This window comes from Companilactobacillus paralimentarius DSM 13238 = JCM 10415 (genome assembly GCF_001434985.1).
GTDB lineage: Bacteria > Bacillota > Bacilli > Lactobacillales > Lactobacillaceae > Companilactobacillus > Companilactobacillus paralimentarius.
The window spans coordinates 12,984-31,863 of record NZ_AZES01000082.1 but is presented as its reverse complement, the minus strand read 5'-3'; the positions used below and the strand labels follow the sequence as shown (position 1 = coordinate 31,863).

The 18,880-nt window shown below is 34.7% G+C and carries 13 protein-coding genes; 1 reads left to right on the top strand and 12 read right to left on the bottom strand.

Going from position 1 to position 18,880, the window contains the following annotated elements; translation table 11 throughout:
* Nucleotides 1-103: 103 nt before the first annotated feature.
* The 12 genes from FD33_RS07610 to FD33_RS07555 form a co-directional block, all read right to left on the bottom strand.
* Nucleotides 104-1,090: an aldose epimerase family protein gene (locus tag FD33_RS07610; RefSeq protein ID WP_025085610.1), complete on the bottom strand. Its 987-nt coding sequence runs from the start codon at nucleotides 1,088-1,090 to the stop codon at nucleotides 104-106.
* 17 nt (nucleotides 1,091-1,107) lie between these two features.
* Entirely contained in the window at nucleotides 1,108-1,779 is a 672-nt protein-coding gene (pgmB, locus tag FD33_RS07605; protein WP_025085609.1) for a beta-phosphoglucomutase, read from the bottom strand.
* Between the two features lie 66 nt (nucleotides 1,780-1,845).
* Nucleotides 1,846-4,089, bottom strand: coding sequence for a glycoside hydrolase family 65 protein (locus tag FD33_RS07600; RefSeq protein WP_056955879.1), 2,244 nt, complete (start codon nucleotides 4,087-4,089; stop codon nucleotides 1,846-1,848).
* A 32-nt stretch (nucleotides 4,090-4,121) separates the two neighbouring features.
* A complete protein-coding gene (locus tag FD33_RS07595; protein WP_025085608.1) occupies nucleotides 4,122-5,759 on the bottom strand; it encodes a glycoside hydrolase family 13 protein in 1,638 nt (545 codons plus the stop codon).
* A gap of 1 nt (nucleotide 5,760) precedes the next feature.
* On the bottom strand, nucleotides 5,761-7,386 hold the full coding sequence (locus tag FD33_RS07590; RefSeq protein WP_025085607.1) for a glycoside hydrolase family 13 protein: 1,626 nt from the start codon (nucleotides 7,384-7,386) through the stop codon (nucleotides 5,761-5,763).
* A gap of 13 nt (nucleotides 7,387-7,399) precedes the next feature.
* Nucleotides 7,400-9,154 (bottom strand): glycoside hydrolase family 13 protein, encoded by a 1,755-nt coding sequence (locus FD33_RS07585; RefSeq protein ID WP_025085606.1) that lies wholly within the window; start codon nucleotides 9,152-9,154, stop codon nucleotides 7,400-7,402.
* Between the two features lie 154 nt (nucleotides 9,155-9,308).
* A complete protein-coding gene (locus tag FD33_RS07580; RefSeq protein ID WP_025085605.1) occupies nucleotides 9,309-10,172 on the bottom strand; it encodes a sugar ABC transporter permease in 864 nt (287 codons plus the stop codon).
* A gap of 5 nt (nucleotides 10,173-10,177) precedes the next feature.
* On the bottom strand, nucleotides 10,178-11,527 hold the full coding sequence (locus FD33_RS07575; RefSeq protein WP_025085604.1) for a carbohydrate ABC transporter permease: 1,350 nt from the start codon (nucleotides 11,525-11,527) through the stop codon (nucleotides 10,178-10,180).
* Between the two features lie 40 nt (nucleotides 11,528-11,567).
* Nucleotides 11,568-12,803 carry an extracellular solute-binding protein gene (locus tag FD33_RS07570; RefSeq protein ID WP_025085603.1) on the bottom strand — a complete coding sequence of 412 codons (1,236 nt, stop codon included), beginning with the start codon at nucleotides 12,801-12,803 and terminating at the stop codon, nucleotides 11,568-11,570.
* Between the two features lie 208 nt (nucleotides 12,804-13,011).
* Entirely contained in the window at nucleotides 13,012-14,304 is a 1,293-nt protein-coding gene (locus FD33_RS07565) for an alpha-amylase family glycosyl hydrolase (RefSeq protein ID WP_056955878.1), read from the bottom strand.
* A 14-nt stretch (nucleotides 14,305-14,318) separates the two neighbouring features.
* Nucleotides 14,319-15,977 carry an alpha-glucosidase gene (locus FD33_RS07560; protein ID WP_051564229.1) on the bottom strand — a complete coding sequence of 553 codons (1,659 nt, stop codon included), beginning with the start codon at nucleotides 15,975-15,977 and terminating at the stop codon, nucleotides 14,319-14,321.
* A gap of 91 nt (nucleotides 15,978-16,068) precedes the next feature.
* Nucleotides 16,069-17,016 (bottom strand): LacI family DNA-binding transcriptional regulator, encoded by a 948-nt coding sequence (locus FD33_RS07555; RefSeq protein ID WP_025085601.1) that lies wholly within the window; start codon nucleotides 17,014-17,016, stop codon nucleotides 16,069-16,071.
* Between the two features lie 205 nt (nucleotides 17,017-17,221).
* Between FD33_RS07555 and FD33_RS07550 the strand changes: the two genes are divergently transcribed.
* A complete protein-coding gene (locus FD33_RS07550; protein WP_025085600.1) occupies nucleotides 17,222-18,511 on the top strand; it encodes a glycosyltransferase family 2 protein in 1,290 nt (429 codons plus the stop codon).
* The last annotated feature ends 369 nt before the right edge of the window (nucleotides 18,512-18,880 follow it).

The window sequence follows — 18,880 nt, the reverse complement described above, 5'->3', positions numbered from 1 at the left end:
CACTTGGATTCAATTTATTTTGTCCAAGTGGCTAACTTGTTATTGAAATTTTCGTTGTTAATTCTTCAACAAATACTTTTAAACTAAATGACACAGTAACGCTCTAATCCAACCTACGATATTTATACTTATTAGTATAGGCTACTTTCTTATACTTACTTAAAACAATATCGCCAAAACCCGGATGATGAATAGCATCTGGCAGTGTTTGTAATTCCATTGCTAAACAACTGTAATCGTATTTTGCGGCTTTTTGAGCATCTTCAGGATTAGCGGTAAAAATAACCATACCATTACGATCTGTATACAAATCAACAGCACGTTTATCAGATTTGATTGTAGCAGCATGGCCATCAACGACAAAAGTGTCATCATATTCATGCTTATCTAATAAGGATAGTTGATCTAATCCCTTACCAATTGTCTTAAACTTTTTGAAATCATAAGGTCCTTCAGTTGGTAAATATTGTCCTGTAGGAATCTTCCCATCATCGACTTCCAAAAGTTTTTCAGAATTTATTTGTAACTGCTGCTGACTAATATTTTCGTCATCAACATCAAAATAAACATGACATGTCAGATTGAATAAAGTATCGTGATCAGTATTTGCACCGTAAGTGACATAAACTTCATCGTTATCGGTTAACATATAGATAACATTAACTTCAAGCTTTCCAGGAAAGCCATCCTCACCCCTTACGGTATGGCTGAACATTACGGCTTTATTAGAAATTTGTCGACTGGAGAAGTTTTGGTATTGAAGTCCATGACTACCACCATGTAAAAAGTTTTCACCTTCATTTTGTTCCATTTGGTAACTTTCATCATTAATTTTAAAAGTAGCATCCTTAATTCTTCCAGCTACACGTCCAATTGTTTTACCAACCTGATAAGGTGTTTTAATGTAATCTTCTAAATTATCAAAATGCTCAATCAATGAATGCTTTTTACCATCCTCAACAACTTCAAAATTTTGCCAAGTCGCCGCATAACTTATAATACTAATACTTGTTTGATTTTTATTAGTGATTTTATAGAGATACACCGGTTCAGAATCAATTTCCCCAAAAATTGTTTTTGAAATGCCCATTTTTTTACCCCCCTTTGCTAATTCATTGCCTTCTTAATATTTGCTAGTGTTACTTGTGATGTATCAGTGAAGTTAATATCGGCCTCATTTAAGATTTCTGGATCACCAATACCAACAGATGTTTCATGAGCACCGTTAACTGATTTGATACCTGAAACGGCATCTTCAAGTCCGATACATTCCTCAGGTCTCAAATTTAATACTTCAGCACCACGAACATAAATCTCTGGATCTGGTTTCCCATTTTTCAAAGTACTTGGATCGACTCTGGCATCAAAGTATTTTTCCAAGTCTAAAGCTTCCAATACTTTTGGTGAATTTTTAGAAGATGAGGCTAAAGAAATCAAATAATTATTTGCACTCAAATCTTCAATAAATTCTTTCATACCAGGAAGAATATCTTTATCAGTAAGTCCCTTTAAAAGGCTTAAGTAGTTGTCATTCTTTTCAGTAGCATACTTAATTTTTTCATCTTCTGTGTAATCGTTTTCTTTGCCACCAGACTTTAAAATCAAGTTAAGTGAATCCATTCTACCAACACCCTTTAGTTGGTTAGCCAAATCTTCAGTCCATGTGACACCTAATTTATCTGCCAATTGATGCCATGCTTTTGCATGAAAAACTGATGTATTAGCAATTACTCCATCTAAATCGAAGATGAAACCTTTAATTTGTTCAAATTTAACCATATCGCGTTATTAACTCCTTTGATAAAAAGATGTCTGAAATAACTTCCAGACATCTTAAGTTTACAATTATTTTAGCATTAGTGGTTTATCGTTGACTTGAATTTGAAGTGGATCACCGGATACCAACTTAAATTCTGATCCATTTTCCTTGACGGTTATTTCGATGACACGACCTCTGAATACTTGTCTAAATGAGTAACTGTTCCATTTCTTAGGTAAGAATGGTTTATAACTCAAAGTACCATCGTCGTGAACACGCATACCCGCAAATCCTTGAACCATGGCTAACCAGCCACCTGTCATCGAAGTAATGTGCAAACCATCTGCAGTGTCATTATTATAATTGTCTAAGTCTAGTCTAGCTGTTCTCTCATATAATGCAACCGCTTTCTGGTCATAATGTAAATCTGCAGCCAAAACAGCATGAATTGCTGGTGAAAGACTTGACTCATGAACTGTCAATGGTTCATAGAAATCAAAGTTACGTTTCTTCTCACGTTCTGAAAAGTCATCAATAAAATCCCAAATACCTTGAAGAACATCACCTTGTTTGATATATGGTGAACGTAGAATCTTGTCCCATGACCAATGTTGATTGATTGGTAGTTGATCCTTTGGAATAGAGCTAACTGGTTCAATGTCTTTATCTAAGAAACCATCATGTTGAACGAAGATGCCAAGATCTTCGTCATATGGCAAATACATTTTGTCTACAATATCTTGCCAGTGATCCATTTCTTCTTTAGAAACATTCAATTTTTCAAATTGATCTTTACTTACTTCGCCAAGGATTTGTAGTGTATATTTTAGAGTCCAGCGAGCTAAGAAATTTGTATACCAATTGTTGTCGACATTGTTTTCATATTCATCTGGTCCAGTAACGCCATGAATCATATATTGTTCATTACGTTTACTATAGTGAACACGATCAGCCCAGAAGCGTGACATTTCTGTCAACATTTTGCTACCTTCATGAAGAACAAATGATTTATCACCTGTATAACGAGTGTAATTATAAATAGCAAACGCTATATCGCCGTTACGGTGAATTTCCTCAAAAGTAATTTCCCATTCATTATGGCATTCAATACCATTGAAAGTAACCATTGGATATAACGCACCCTTTAGTCCTTGTCTTTCAGCATTGATGTATGCACCTTTCAATTGGTTATAACGATACATTAGTAGATTACGTGATACCTCTGGTTGAGAAACACCTAAATAAACTGGAATACAGAAAGCTTCGGTGTCCCAATATGTAGCCCCACCATACTTCTCACCAGTGAAACCTTTTGGTCCAATATTCAAACGTGAATCTTCGCCAGAATATGTTGTAAATAATCCAAAAAGATTGAAACGCATACCTTGTTGAGCATCTGTGTCGCCATCAATCTTGATATCTGATTGATTCCAACGATTATCCCAAACATTTTCATGTGCACTTAGCAACTCTTCATAAGAAACATCTTTAACTTTGGCAGAAATACCTTCCATAGCATCTCTTAAATCATCAACAGTTTCATAATCACGTGAAGTAACTACAGCAACGCGTTTTTCAATTGTACCAATTTCATGCGATTCTAAATTGGCTACAAAAGTCTTGCTAGTTTCTAATTTGTCGACGGTATGATCGATTTCTTTTAGTCCAGTTACATAACCAACTTGCATTCCAGATGTAAATCTTGGTGTACCAAAATCATTGGGCTTTGTTTCAGCAATAATGCTGTCATCTGTAATTTCCAAAACTTCCCAGAAATGTTCGTCATAATTAGCATCTTCATTCTTTACATTAGCATCCAATGAAGAAATAACTTTAATTTCAACAGAATCATCTGACAAGTTTTCAAAGCTGACCTTTTGAACAGATAGTTCTTTTTGAGCAACACTTAAAAATCTTTCAAAATTGAATTTAACTTTAACTCCATCTTTTTCAACGATGAATGAACGCTTCAATACTGCACTCTTCATATCAAGATCAAGCGTAAAGTCACTGATTTTATCAGTATATAAATCCAATTTAGAACCGTTGATTAAAAAATTCATCTTAATGAAATTAACAGCATTAATAACTTTACCAAAGTATTCTGGATAACCATTCTTCCACCAGCCAACACGGGTCTTATCAGGGTACCAAACACCAGCTAAGTAACTACCAGGGAGAGTATCGCCAGAGTAATCTTCTTCAAAATTACCACGCATTCCCATGTAACCATTACCTAAACTAGTCAAGCTTTCTTGTAATCGTTTATTTTCCTTATCCAATTTGTGTGTGACCACATTCCAAGGAGCCACTTCAAATATTCTTTTCATAATCAAACCCACCATATATATAAATTTATCTTTTAATTAATTTTTTCCATTACTACAACATCGTATGGCTGTAAGGTCATATTCTTGTTCAATTTAATATTTTCATTATTAGTCAATTTAACTTGCCACTGATTTTTGACAACCTTATTTGGCATAGTAACTTCACGCTCATTTTGACTGAGATTACTGATAATGAGATATTCCTGCTTGTCATCTTGTCGAATATAGGCAAAGACATCTGGATCATTATCAAGAATCAATTCAAAGGTACCATCGACAAATACTGGTTGACTCTTTCTTAAAGCAATCAATTGCTTATAGAAATTCAGGACCGAATTAGCATCATTAACCTCATCAGCTTCATTGATCATATGATAGTTCTCATTAATTGCTAACCAAGGTTTACCATCTGAGAAACCAGCATTAACTTTATTAGACCACTGCATTGGTGTTCGAGCATTGTCACGTGACCAGTGAGAGATGATCTTCATTGCTTCTTTAGGAGTATGCCCTTCAGCAATTTTTTGATTAACACGATCTTTAGTATCATCATCGTCCATTTGTTCAGGCTTAGTAAATGGGAAATTGGTCATTCCTAATTCCTGACCTTGATAGATAAATGGCGTCCCTCTCAACAACATATAAGTTGCAGCAATAGCCTTGGCTGAATACTTAGTTTCATTTCCTAAAACGGTATTGAATCTTGGATTATCATGATTTTCAACATATAGAGCATTCCAACCGTCATCAGCTAAATCACGCTGCCATCTGGCTAAAACTTTCTTGAAGCCTAAAGGATTAATACGTTGTTCTCCAGGTTTCCCCTCTTGAACATTCTGTTCAAGTTCAAAAATCATATTGATATAACCTGCACGTTCAGGATCAGTCCAATTAATGGCCTTGCGACTTGTGACGCCACTGGCTTCACCAACCGTCATAACGTTGTACTCATTAAAAATATCACGCAATTCAGTCATATATTTATCAATGCCTTTTACATTCATAAATGGTGCCCACGGATTATCTTTGATTTTAAAGTTCCATGGTTCCTTTTGAATATGACTGATGGCATCCATTCTAAAACCATCAATACCTAGGTCTAGCCACCAACGAATCATTTTGTAAATTTCTTCACGTACCTTAGGATTCTTCCAATTCAGGTCCGGTTGTTGAGCCGCAAAAACATGAAAATAAGCTTGTTCGGTCTTAGAATCATAAGTCCATGCTGAGTGACCAGAGAAGCTCTTCCAATCATTTGGCATTTTATCTGGTGTTGCATCAGCCCATAAGTAATAATCTCGATATGGATTATCCTTACTTTTTTGTGATTCAATGAACCACGGATGTTGATCTGACGTATGATTGACGACTAAATCGAGAATAACTTTAATGCCTATTTCATGGGCTTTTGTTAATAATTCTTTAAAATCATCCATTGTACCGAATTCAGGTTCAATGCTTTCATAATCAGAAATATCATAACCATTATCGACATTAGGTGATTTATAAATTGGGTTGATCCAGATGAAATCAATACCTAAATCCTTTAAATACGAGAGCTTTTCAATGATTCCACGGATATCACCTATACCATCATTATTAGAATCCTTAAAACTACGTGGATAAACTTGATAACCTACGGCATTTTTCCACCATGCTTGATCTGTCATCTTAATCCACCACTTTCACTGCAAATGATTCCCAAGGTTTCAATTCTAAGTCAGAAACATCGGTTATCTTATGATCATAATTTTGAATAATTGTCTCACCAACATTGATATCTGCTAACTGTAGTTTATGTTTGTTGTTGGAGAAATTATTGACGATCAACCATTTTTCATCTTGATATTCTCTTTCAAAAGCAAAGATTTCATCTGGTGTATCGAGTAATCTGAAATCACCCCAAATCATGATTGGATTATCTTTTCTCAATTGAATCAATTTTTTATAAGTATAGAAAAGTGAATTCTTATCAGCTAAAGCATCTTTAACATTAATTGACTTGTAATTAGGATTTACTCCTAACCATGGAGTTCCCGTTGTAAAGCCAGCGTGTTCTGTTTCATCCCATTGAATAGGAGTTCTGGCATTATCACGACCCTTAGTATTAATCGACTTGATAATATCTTCCTTTTTATAACCTTCATCAATTCTTTGAAGATACATATTACGGCTTTCAATATCAGAAATTTCGGAGAAATCTTTGATTGGTTTATTTGTCATACCAATCTCTTCGCCCTGATAAATATAAGGTGTTCCTTTCAGCATGTGTAAGAGAATGGCAAACATCTTACCACTTTCAACACGATACTTTTTGTCGTTACCCCAACGGGAAATAATTCTTGGTAAATCATGATTATTCCAAAATAAGGAATTCCAACCTTGATCATCCAATTCCGTTTGCCATCTGGCTAAAACCTTTTTTAATTCCCCCACTTGTAAAGGACGAAGATCCCATTTGTCTTTGCCAGGTTGTTGATCTAATCCGACTTGTTCAAATTGGAAAACCATAGATAATTCATGACGCTTAGGATCAGAATAAAGTTTGGCAATTTCTGGAGTAGCACCCCAAGTTTCACCAACTGTCAACATATCCTTATCACCAAAAGTTTCCTTATTCATTTCTTGCAAATAGTCATGGAGTTTAGGACCATTCCCGGTAATTAGCTTGTCTGGCTGTTTACCGATTAAATCGATAACATCCATTCTGAAACCACCGATACCTTTATCGATCCAGAAGTTCATCATTTTATATACAGCTTGACGAACCTTTTCATTCTCCCAATTCAAATCAGGCTGTTTTTTGCTGAAGAGGTGAAGATAGTATTGACCAGTCTTCTCATCAAATTGCCAAGCTGGACCACTGAAGGTTGACTGAAGATCATTTGGTACACCACCATTTTTGGGATCACGCCAAATATAGTAATCACGGTAAGGATTATCTTTACTCTTCTTAGATTCAATGAACCACTTATGTTCATCGGAAGTATGATTAACCACCAAGTCCATAACAATACGGATATTTCTCTTTTTGGCTTGATCAATCAATTCATCCATATCCGCCATCGTACCGAATTCTTGCATAATATTTTGATAATCAGAAATATCGTAACCATTATCGTCATTAGGTGAACGGTAAACTGGTGAAAGCCAAATTGCACCGATTCCTAAATTCTGTAAATAATCTAATTTACTGATGATTCCCTTAAGATCACCAACTCCATCACCATTTGAATCCTTAAAGCTGCGGGGATAAACTTGATATACTGTTGTCTCTTGCCACCAATGTTTTTGCAAATTAAGCACCTCTCTATTTAACTAATGCAAATCCTTTAGGATCAACCGTTAACTCATGATTATTTTCTGTAACTAAGTTACTTAAAACTACGCTTTGATTAGTTGTTACTTGTTTAGGAGTATCGCCTGCGTTCAAAATAACCTTTACTTCAGTACCATTCAACTTACGACTCAAGATCAATAATCCATCATCACAGACCTTCTCCCAAACCATCTCTCCTTCAGAAAGCACTTTTTGATTATCTTTTCTAAAAGCAATCAAGTGTTTGAAGAAATCATATAGATTTAAATCTTGTTGAGATTTATCCCAAACCATACACTTACGACATTCAGGATCATTACCGCCATCCATACCGATTTCATCACCATAATATATACATGGAACACCTGGTTGTAGATATGTGAAAGCTAGTACTTGTTTCATTAAATCTTTATCATCATTTGTTTCAGTCAACAATCGAGCTGTATCATGTGAATCCAAAACATTGAATTGAATTTGATCTGTTTGATCACGATAGAGCATCAATTGATCATTGATATCTGAAACCATTTTTTCAATTGGAATTTGTTTTTTAATTAAGTATTTGGAAATTGAATCAGTATACGCATAATTCATTACAGCACTAAACTGATCTCCTTGGAGCCAAGCTTGTGAGGAGTGCCAAACTTCACCTAGAATATAGAAATCCTTTTTAACACTGTCACATGCTCTTCTAAAGTCACGCCAGAATTCATGATCAACTTCATTTGCCACATCTAATCTCCAAGCATCAATATCGAATTCTTCAATCCAATACTTAGCAATCTTCAACAAATACTCCTTAACTTCTGGATTAGCAGTATTCAATTTTGGCATATGTGGTGTGAAGGCAAAAGTATCATAGGAAATATTCTTAGCTTGATCAAAGCCATCATCTTCATATGAAACTGGGAATTTATTGATATGGAACCAATCGGCGTATTTAGAATTCTTACCATTTTTAACGACATCCAACCATTGTGATGAACTGTCACCCATATGATTGAAAACCGCATCTAGCATGACTTTAATGCCACGTTTGTGACATTCTTGAACTAATTTTTTAAAAGTAGCTTTGTCGCCAAAGGCTGGATCTATTTCCATATAATCAATTGTGTCGTATTTGTGATTAGACTTAGCTTTGAAGATAGGACAGAAATAGATTCCATTGACACCCAAATCAGTTAAATGATCTAGATGGTCAATAACACCTTGTAGATCACCACCAAAGAAATCCGTAGCACTTGGAGTTTTAGAACCCCATGGCAAAGTATTTTCGGGATCATTAGATTTATCCCCATTAGCAAATCTTTCGGGGAAAATTTGATACCAGACAGTCTTTTTGACCCACTCTGGTGCCTTGAAACGATCTACTTCGTGGAAATATGGCAATCTAAAGTAATTATCAGGACTATCGTAGACGCTCTTTTCAAATGAGAACACACCATGATCACCATAGAATATGGTAATGCCATCGTTACCAGTAACCTTGAAAGCATAGGAAATACGTTTGAACGGCTCTGTAACTTCAATAGTCCAAAAATCATACAAATCAGTCGTTAAATAACGTTTCATCGGCGTAGGTTGATCTTGCCAGTGGTCTGTATCTAGCGTATACGGATCACCGTGAAGTAAACCTACCTCTTTAATGTCTCCGCGAGCGGTTCTTAATCTAATATGCATTAAATTATCTTTGTATAGATATGCAAATTCGCTGTCTGGGCGATGATAAATTGCTGGTGTATTCATTGAAATAACCTCTCATTTTTAAAAATTTGAATAAAAAAAGCTCTGCATTAAATAAATTCAAGACATTCACGTATTGAGTTAATTAAATGCAGAGCCAGATAAACTATACGAATTTAGTAATTCAAGTTTCCAGAATCAAAGTTCTAAAGCTAAATTACTTAACAGCACCTGATGTGACACCTTCGACATAGTACTTCTGCATGTAGATGAAGAGTAATGTAATAGGAATCGCAATCAGAACACATCCTGCGGTGAATGTCATAAATAGTGAATTAGCAGTTGTTTGGGTCATCATTGAATATAGCCCGATGGCAACAGTGTAATTCTTAACATCATCACCCATGATAATCTTAGCAAAGATGAAGTCCATCCATGGACCCATGAATGCTGTCAATGCTGTATAAACAATGATGGGCTTAGATAATGGTAATGTAATTTTAGTAAAGATTTGCCATTTGTTGGCACCATCGATCATAGCTGATTCATCCAAAGCCATTGGGATTGTGTCAAAGAATCCTTTGGCAACATAGAACGTCAAAGCAGCTCCGGCTGAATAGACTAAAATCAAAGCTAACAAACTACCAGCTAGGTTCAAAGCCTTAAGAATGTAGTAAATAGCAATCATACTCATGAAAGCTGGGAACATGTTTAGAACTAAAGCAACCTTTAGAAATGGTCTACGTAACTTGAATCTTAAACGAGACAAGGCGTATGACATTGAAATTGTGATGAAGGTTGACAAAACACAAGTACATACGGAAACGATTAATGTATTAACAAACCAACGGACAAATGGATAATTGCCTGAAGCATCGGTAATCAATTTTGTGTAATTTGATAATGTAAAGTGCTTTGGAATAATATATGGAACAAAAGCTCCACCTTCTTGTCTGAAACTGTTCAATACAATCCACACGATTGGGAATAACCACACAACAGACATAATTGTCAGGATAGCATAGACTAAGTATTTAGTACGTTTCTTTTGAGCTTTATAATTAATTTCTTTTTTTGCCATTTCTATTATCCCTCCTTATATGAATTAGTGTGTGTATATGCCCATAAACTAAATACGGCAGATAGAATGAAGATCAAAATACCAATAACAGAAGCTAAGTTATAATCCATTGTATTTACAGTCAAATTATATAGCCATGTTACAAGCAAATCGGTTGATCCGGCACCATAGTAATTTGAGTTTGTAGGTCCACCACCAGTTAATAGGTAAATAACATTGAAGTTATTGATATTACCAATTAGTTGTTGAATCAAAGATGGCATCATAACGAAAAGAATTTGTGGGAATGTAATAGATCTAAAGATTTGGAACTTATTAGCACCATCCATAACGGCAGCTTCAATCTGTTCTTGATCAAGGTTTTGAATAATACCAGTTGTAATTAACATTGTGGCTGGAATACCAATCCAAAGGTTAACTATAATGATAGAAAACTTAGCCATTGTTGGATCTGTTAGGAATGGAATAGATTTACTAATCCAGCCCCAGCTCTTCAAGATAGAATTAATAGGACCAGCATCGTTTAGAAGATTACGCATAATCAATAGTGAAATGAACTGTGGAACAGCCATTGTCAAAATAAAGATTGTACGCCACATTTTCTTAAGTTTAATTCCTTTTGTATTGATCAATAGAGCTAGAATAACTCCAAAGAAGAAACATGATACTGTGGCTACTACAGCCCAAACTAGAGTCCATCCCAAAACTGGGAAGAATGTTGAAGCTATATCACCAGTAATAACATTAGAAAAGTTATGAAAGCCTACCCAAGTAAATAAATTCTTTGGTGGTAAGTTATTATGATCATAATTTGTAAAAGCAATTGAAATCATATATAACAGTGGCAAAATTGTGAAGAACAATACACCCATTAAAGGAACTGTCATAAGAGTTTGATGGAATCTTTCATTCAATAAACTCTTTAGATCATCCTTAACAGTTGGAAGTGGCTTGCCTGCTGCTTTAAGTTCGTAAATATTTCTTGCACTCTTCAAATTAACGACATAAAGAACTATTAGAACTATACAAATCAAAATTGCTGCAATACCAAACAATAGGATAAGCATGGAGTTATCACCTTTTTGTAACACATCCATACCAAGTTTGGAGTTATATACCAAACCTTGCTTCTTCGTACCTAATGTCTGCAACATTGCTAAAGCATGAATACCATTGCGAATTAGCCAGAATAAAAATCCAACTTCAGCAACTAAAAATATTAACCCTTTAAGAATTTTTTTATTTGCAAAGTTTGAAAAGCCCATAATGATAAATGAAAGCTTTTCTGGCAATCCGCCCTTCATAAACAATTCTCTAAATGTTATATGTTGTTCCGTGGAATGTTTCTTAAACATATAATCGCACCCTTACTTTTTTTTTAGAGAAAATTGTCTTTTAATTTGACTTCTTTGCGGAAACTGAAACAACTTTATCTAATTTCTTTTGATAATCTGATGACTTAATCTTGCCCTTGTATGTATCGTTGATGATTGAGTCCATTTGTGGCCAGAAGTTTGTGATTTCTGGAACCTTAGGCATAACAACTGAGTGATCTGAAGCTGACATTGTCATAACTGACTTAGCCGTTTCATCATCTTTAACTGCTTGTAATCCTTGAGCCTTGATGTTTGAAGGAACAACACCATTCTTATTGAATTCAACTTTTTGTGTAGCTTCATTACTTAAGTAGTTAGCAAGTTTCATAGCAGCAACTGGTGATTTAGTTTGTTGGTTAACACCATAAACTTTAACACCCAAGAATGCCTTCATTTGAACGTCGCCACTACCGAAGTTTACTGTTGGATATGGAGCAACAGCCATGTTCTTACCTAGAGCCTTTTTAACATCGTTCTTTGACCATGGGCCTGAAAGGAATGCATCTGTCTTACCTGATTGTAGGTTTGATAGAGCAGCAGCATTTGTTTGAACAACACCTGAGTTACTCTTTTGCTTTGCAATCCAGTCTAGAACTTGGATACCTTTTTCATTATTGAAGTTTGTTCCCTTAACTGTTTCACCATTCTTACCGTAAAGGTTATCGCCATTACTCATGAATAGTGGTGTGAAGATATAATTAGCACCGGCTTCAGCGAAGTTTGTTCCTAATTTACCTTTAGATGTTAATGTGTCCCAACTCTTAACATCATCTGCTGAAAGTTTTGCCTTGTTGTAGTAAAGAACTTGTGATTCAACACCATATGGGAATCCATATACTTTGTTCTTCCATGTAACACCTTCAACAGCTGATTGAACGTTGTTAGCTTTAACAGTCTTTGTATACTTCTTTGATACTGGGTAAAGCAATCCGGCATCTGCCATTTGACCAATTTGATCATGAGGCATCATGAAGACATCAGCAGCTTTTTCAGGATCCTTTGAAACATCCTTTAGAGCATCAGCTGATGATCCAGCCTTAACGGTAACATGAATCTTAGGGTTGGCCTTTTCGAACTTCTTAACTTGTCCCTTAATGGCGGCAACATGTTCGGTATCGATCCAAACCTTAATATTTTGAGTACTACTACTATCGCTAGATGAACTACTGCTCTTGCTGCCGCAACCAGCTAAAACTAGCATTGACATACTTAGAACAACTCCACCTAAAAGAATCTTTTTCCAATTCTTCTTCATGCTTTTCTCCTCCTAAAAAATATCTAATCACTTAACAACTTCTATATTACCCATTTTTTCACAGATTGCAATCGCTTTCAGGATGTTACCGCTAACAGAAACCGTTTCAATTATAATGTTTACTAAAATAAAGACAATCATCTTAAAAAATGGTCAAAAAAAGAGCTACTCAACGTTTATGAGTAGCTCTTTTACTAAAAGTTGCTAATTATCTAGTCTTACCTTCAATGATAATTGGATCATAATCAATCGTTAAAATACCATTTTGGACATTAACTAGTGAATTATCGATCAAGTTAGTATATTGATCACTTCTTACATCAACCTTAGCACGTCCTGGTTGTCCCTTCAATGTGAACAAACCAACTCTGATCTTGTCATCTTTAGTATAAGTTACTTTGACAACATCATTATCCAAGGCTTCAATTTCATAGTTACCTGCATATTGGATTTCATCTTGACTCAACTCGTGCATTCTAACCATTAAAGCACTGAGATCCATCTTTTGATCTTTCCAATCTATTTTATCTTTATCAAATAGACTTGGAGTATGCTTCATACCTGCCTCTTGACCAGCATAAATCAATGTTGAACCCTTTTGGAATTCAGAGAAGGCTGTCCAGTTGAACATATCATTTTCATTAATGAACATCTTATGAGCTCTAACTTGATCATGATTCTCCAAGCAGCGCATCTTAATGTAGTTCTTTGGATAAATGTATTCCTGTTGATCCAAAGCTTCCACATAACGAGCCAATGGGATTTTATCGTTAACATATTTACGCCAAATTTCATCAACATCATAATCGTATGTCATATCAAAGGCTTGATACATTTCACTGTCTGATTCAGCACAGAAGCCTCTATCTCTCAAGTACTTAATATACCCGCCGCCTGAAGTCTCAGCCAACCAAACCATATCTGGATTAACTTTAGCAACTTCCTTACGAGCTTCCTTCCAGAAATCAAGTGGAACTTGTGGTGCTACATCACATCTGAAGCCATCGACTAAGTCAGCATATTTCTTCAAAGTCTCAATTTGATACTTCCATAGATCTTTATGAGAGTAGTCTAATTCAGCAACATCTGTCCAATCAGGGTTCTTATTCATCAAATTACCCATGCTGTCACGTAAGAACCAGCCTGGATGTTCTTTCAAAAGTACAGAATCACGTGAAGTATGATTGTAAACAATATCAATCATCAACTTCATACCCATATCATGAACTTTCTTAGAAAAATGAACGAAGTCATCCCATGAACCAGTCTTAGGATCAATTGAACGATAATCTTTGATTGAATAAGGTGAACCCAATTTACCTTTACGATCTTTCTTACCGATTGGATAAATTGGTAAAAGCCAAATATAATCTGTTCCTAATTCCTTGATACGTTGTAAGTCATCCTCTAATGCTTTGAGGGTTCCTTTTTTAGTATGATTTCTTACAAAAACACTATAAATTTGAGCTCTTCTTAGTTTAATATCAGTATTATCTGCCATAATTTACACCCCTACTATATTTTTGATTCCAAAGCACAGCTTCCCCATGGATCAAGTATTAGTTCGTTGTTGGTTAACTTAACTTTATTGGCCAATACTTTTTTCCATTTTTCTTCTGGTAAAGTAAACTTCTTTACTTTATTAGAAAAATTGGTTACAACAATGCCCTTGTTATCTCTTGTTTGACGCAAGTATGCATAAATCTCTGGATCAGTGATTAATAATTGATAATCACCATTAGTAAAACAGTCATGTTTCTTCATACTTAATAAATTTTTGTAAAATGTTGCTAAGCTTTTTGAATCTTTCAATTCGGCTGACACATTAGTCTCATCTGTCTGGCCCCAATTCCATGGTTCCTTATTTGAAAAGCCACAATATTGAGAGTCGTCCCACTGCATAGGTCCACGTGCAGTCATTTCATCCTGATTATTCAACAGCTTCAAAATCTCTTCATCTTTAAATGACTTCTTGTGAAGCGTATTAATTAAATCTACAGCTCTCTGATCATCAAAATCAGACACTTGTTGATACTTCAACCCGTGCATTCCAATTTCTTCTCCGTAATAAATAATTGGCATACCACGTTGCAAGTACATCAAAGTTGCCAGTAATTTGCTGACATCTTCATTATCAATTGGTAGATTCAAGCGATCACGTAAACGACTAATATCATGATTACCCCAAGTCAATGTTGGCAAACTAATATTTGCTAACACACTTCCCCATGTCACATAAGTTTTCTTCAAACGATCAAGTGATAAGCGTCTGGTCTGGAAAAATCCTGGTACGTCTGGATTACTATCATCGTAAACTTCACCATAATTGCCTGAATTAACTACTACATCACAGCCATCCTCATCTGGTCTAGTATATTCTGCTGCATCCAAAGCATTAGCCGAAGATGCTTCACCAAATAAGAAAGTATCTGGCTTGAAATCCTTGATTTCTCTAACAAAAGTGGCTAAGTAATCCTTAACTTTTGGTAACTTAGCATAAAAGGTATCATCAGCTGGAAATTGTTCATCCTGAATCAATGAATTCTGTTCCAAATTAGCTTTAGCAATATGAATAAAGGCATCCAATCTGAAACCATCAACACCCTTTTCAATCCAAAACTTAGCAATATCTGCAATTGATTTGCGTACTTCTGGATTCTTCCAATTTAGGTCAGGCATCTTCTTATCAAATAGATGAAAATAATATTCCTCTGAATTATTAGGATTCTTCTCCCAAACACTGCCACCAAAGAATGAGCCCCAATTGTTAGGTTCATGTCCATTGACTTGCTTATGCCAAATGTAGTAATCCTTGAAAATACTATTGGGATTGCTGACAGCATCTTTAAACCAAGGATGTTGATCCGATGTATGATTGATCGGCAAGTCCAAAATTATGTGTAACCCTAGGTGGTGTGCTTTATCCATCATTTCTGTAAAATCATCCATATCCCCAAGAATTGGATCAATTGCGAAATAATTTGAAACATCATAGCCATTATCAACTTGTGGTGACACAAAAATTGGATTTAGCCAAATAGTATTAAATCCTAAATTCTTAATATAATCTAAGTGTGCGATTACTCCTTGAAGATCTCCGATACCATCATCATTGGTGTCCTGAAAACTTTTGGGGTAAATCTGATATACGATTGCTTTATCATACCAGTTCAAAATGCATAGCCCCCTTGTAAACCCTTACATACCAGTATAAAAAAGTAAGCCCCACAACCGCAAGGCTTTGTTTGATGTTATCGGTAACAATTTAATCCCTCAATGTACCACCTAAACTTAGCTTAGGCTCAAAGACTAGAGAGCCTTGTGACTCACCACTTTGAATCTTATCTAAAAGTGTTTCACCACAAGCACTACCCATTTGGATAATTGATTGCTTGATCGTAGTTATCTTTGGTGAAGCAACTTGATTCAAAAAGACACCATCGAAACCGGTTACACCAAATTCATCGGGAACCTTTCCACCACAACGAACAATGGCACGTTCTACTCCAAGTGCCAGACGATCAGAAGCACAAATAAAAGCTGTATTCTTAGGAATTTTATTCCAGTTTTGTCTAATAAAATCCTCAGACAAATGACTGTGATTACCAAATCGATGTAATTCAGGAACCATTCTTTTCTCTTGAACTTGTTGCAAATAACCCGCTTCACGTGAATATTCAAAAGATTCCTTACTATCGATACCAACATAAATTAACTTTTCATATCCTTTTTTCAAAGCTAACTGTGATAACAAGTAAGTACCCGCTTTATTATTAGTATCAATAAAGTCAAATCCATAACGGTTTTCACCAAATAAGACGACTGGTTTTTTTAAATCCTTAATCCAGTCAACATCACTAATACGCATCCCTGTGATGATGTAGCCATCGCAATTACCGATATCAAAATTCCTTCGCGTTACTAATTGCAAGGAATACTGATGCAGGTCTAACGTCTTGGCAATACCAATCATCAAATTCATATAATAAGGTTCTGTCGTATCAATATCTTCTAAAATACATAGCTTAATAATTCTTGTACTATTGTTGGCCAAAGCTTTAGCAATTACATTAGGATGATAATCTAATTCCCGCATCGCTTCATAGACCAATTGTTTTAACTCATCAGTAACCTTATCGGGATGATTGATTACTCGTGAAACCGTCATTTTTGAAACATTGGCTTTTTTTGCTACATCTAATAAAGTGGTCATGAATTCCCCTCCATACATCACAAGTTAATTATATAACACTTTAAAAGCCCTTTCAGGAGCTTTTTCATAAATTTAAATAAATAGTATTTTTGATTCTTAAAATTTGACTAATTGTATTTAAAACTATTTAAATGAGCAGCATGTTTGAACATCTTCTACATTTGAGCAAAAATCTAATCGAAGATTAATTGAGAAGATGATAAAAATGATTATTTATTTAATAGCCATCACCGTTTTCATGATTCAATGTTTCATTCTATTCTATATTTATCTTTCACAGCAAAAACGATTTAAAAAGGATATGCAAAATCCTTATGAACCACAGCAAGATTTGAATCAATTCTTTTATTTTATATTGTTACCCTGTTTAAATGAAGGAAAAGTCATTAAAAATTCTTTGAACCACTTAATCGATTTAAAAGGTCGCATGCATATTATCGTTATTGACGACAATTCAACAGACGACACTGTATCCCAAGCTCAAAGCGTTGCTGGTCCCATCAGTATTATCCAAAGAAAACTTCCCAATGCTCAAACCGGTAAAGGTGACGCCTTGAACAGCGCTATTCCTGAAATCAATCGGATTATTAGTGAAAAAAAACTTGATTCAAAAAAATGCATCATCGGTGTTCTTGATGCTGATGGTGTTCTCAGTGGCAACACTATTTACAAACTAAATCAATCATTCCAGAATTCTGATACTGACGCTGTTCAGTTACGAATTAAGATGAAAAAGCCTGAAAAAATTTTACAAACCTTTCAAGATGTGGAATTTTTTGTTGTTAATCATATGATTCAATTAATTCGAACTTACATTAAAGCAGTTGCTTTATGCGGTAATGGACAATTCTTCCGTGTCTCATCAGTTCTCTCAAAATTAGGCAATAAACCTTGGGGTAATGCTTTACTGGAAGACTATGAATTAACTTTACGAATGGAACTAAAAGGTTTAAAAATAAAATATGTTGACGAGGCATATGTTGAACAAGAGGCTCTCAAAAAAGTTAAAAAACTAATTCGGCAAAGAGCCCGCTGGTCCCAAGGAGGTTGGAATTGTTGGAAATATTTCAAACAGATCACTACTTCCAATGTCGTTACAATTGGTCAAAAGTTTGATACATACTTCTTCTTCATTCAGCCTATTTTAAATATTCTAGCTGATTTCAGTATTATTTTTCTTACATTCGATTTCATTTCACATTACTCTGATAATCCCGAATTTATTTTCATCGCAACAATTATTATGACCACTGTTAGTTTCTTCTTTGGAACAGTCTTTACACTTATTTATCATAAGGAACTTAAATTACATGATAAATGCAATTTAGTCATTCAAAAGGATGATATGATCAATGAAAATATGCACTTAAGAAAAACTATCCTTTCCATCGGTTTAATTTCTTACATTTACGTTATTTTATTCTTCAGTTTAATCATCTCCTGCTATCATCTATTAATTGGCCACACTAGTTGGGATAAAACACAACGTAATTAGAATATAGAATAAAATAATAGATCCAATAACTTAACATTGAGTTATTGAATCTATTATTTTAATATTCTTTATTTTTTTATTTTGTTTGTAACTTCTATTATTATAAAAATAATTAAACTTATAACGATTGCTCCAATAAAAGGATTTATCAAAAAATTAGGAAAATATAAATCTTTAGGGATTTGATTTACGAATATATTAAATTTCATAATCCTCGCCTCTTATTAGCTATAATTATCTCATCATCATTTTTATATAGCAAAAAAGTCGTCTTATAGACGACTTTCTGGTTACGGAGTAAACGTACTGGTGTATGTACCTTTTTGAATTATTTTTGATTGATAGATACACAATGTATGCATCTATCGA

Bases quoted from the DNA above. Each gene is read 5' to 3' on its own strand.
- FD33_RS07550 (WP_025085600.1), top strand. From the start codon at position 17,222: ATGATTATTTATTTAATAGCCATCACCGTTTTCATGATTCAATGTTTC.
- FD33_RS07610 (WP_025085610.1), bottom strand. From the start codon at position 1,090: ATGGGCATTTCAAAAACAATTTTTGGGGAAATTGATTCTGAACCGGTG.
- FD33_RS07565 (WP_056955878.1), bottom strand. From the start codon at position 14,304: ATGGCAGATAATACTGATATTAAACTAAGAAGAGCTCAAATTTATAGT.
- FD33_RS07580 (WP_025085605.1), bottom strand. From the start codon at position 10,172: ATGGCAAAAAAAGAAATTAATTATAAAGCTCAAAAGAAACGTACTAAA.
- FD33_RS07595 (WP_025085608.1), bottom strand. From the start codon at position 5,759: ATGACAGATCAAGCATGGTGGAAAAATGCCGTAGGTTATCAAGTTTAT.
- FD33_RS07585 (WP_025085606.1), bottom strand. From the start codon at position 9,154: ATGAATACACCAGCAATTTATCATCGCCCAGACAGCGAATTTGCATAT.
- FD33_RS07570 (WP_025085603.1), bottom strand. From the start codon at position 12,803: ATGAAGAAGAATTGGAAAAAGATTCTTTTAGGTGGAGTTGTTCTAAGT.
- FD33_RS07555 (WP_025085601.1), bottom strand. From the start codon at position 17,016: ATGACCACTTTATTAGATGTAGCAAAAAAAGCCAATGTTTCAAAAATG.
- FD33_RS07600 (WP_056955879.1), bottom strand. From the start codon at position 4,089: ATGAAAAGAATATTTGAAGTGGCTCCTTGGAATGTGGTCACACACAAA.
- pgmB (WP_025085609.1), bottom strand. From the start codon at position 1,779: ATGGTTAAATTTGAACAAATTAAAGGTTTCATCTTCGATTTAGATGGA.
- FD33_RS07575 (WP_025085604.1), bottom strand. From the start codon at position 11,527: ATGTTTAAGAAACATTCCACGGAACAACATATAACATTTAGAGAATTG.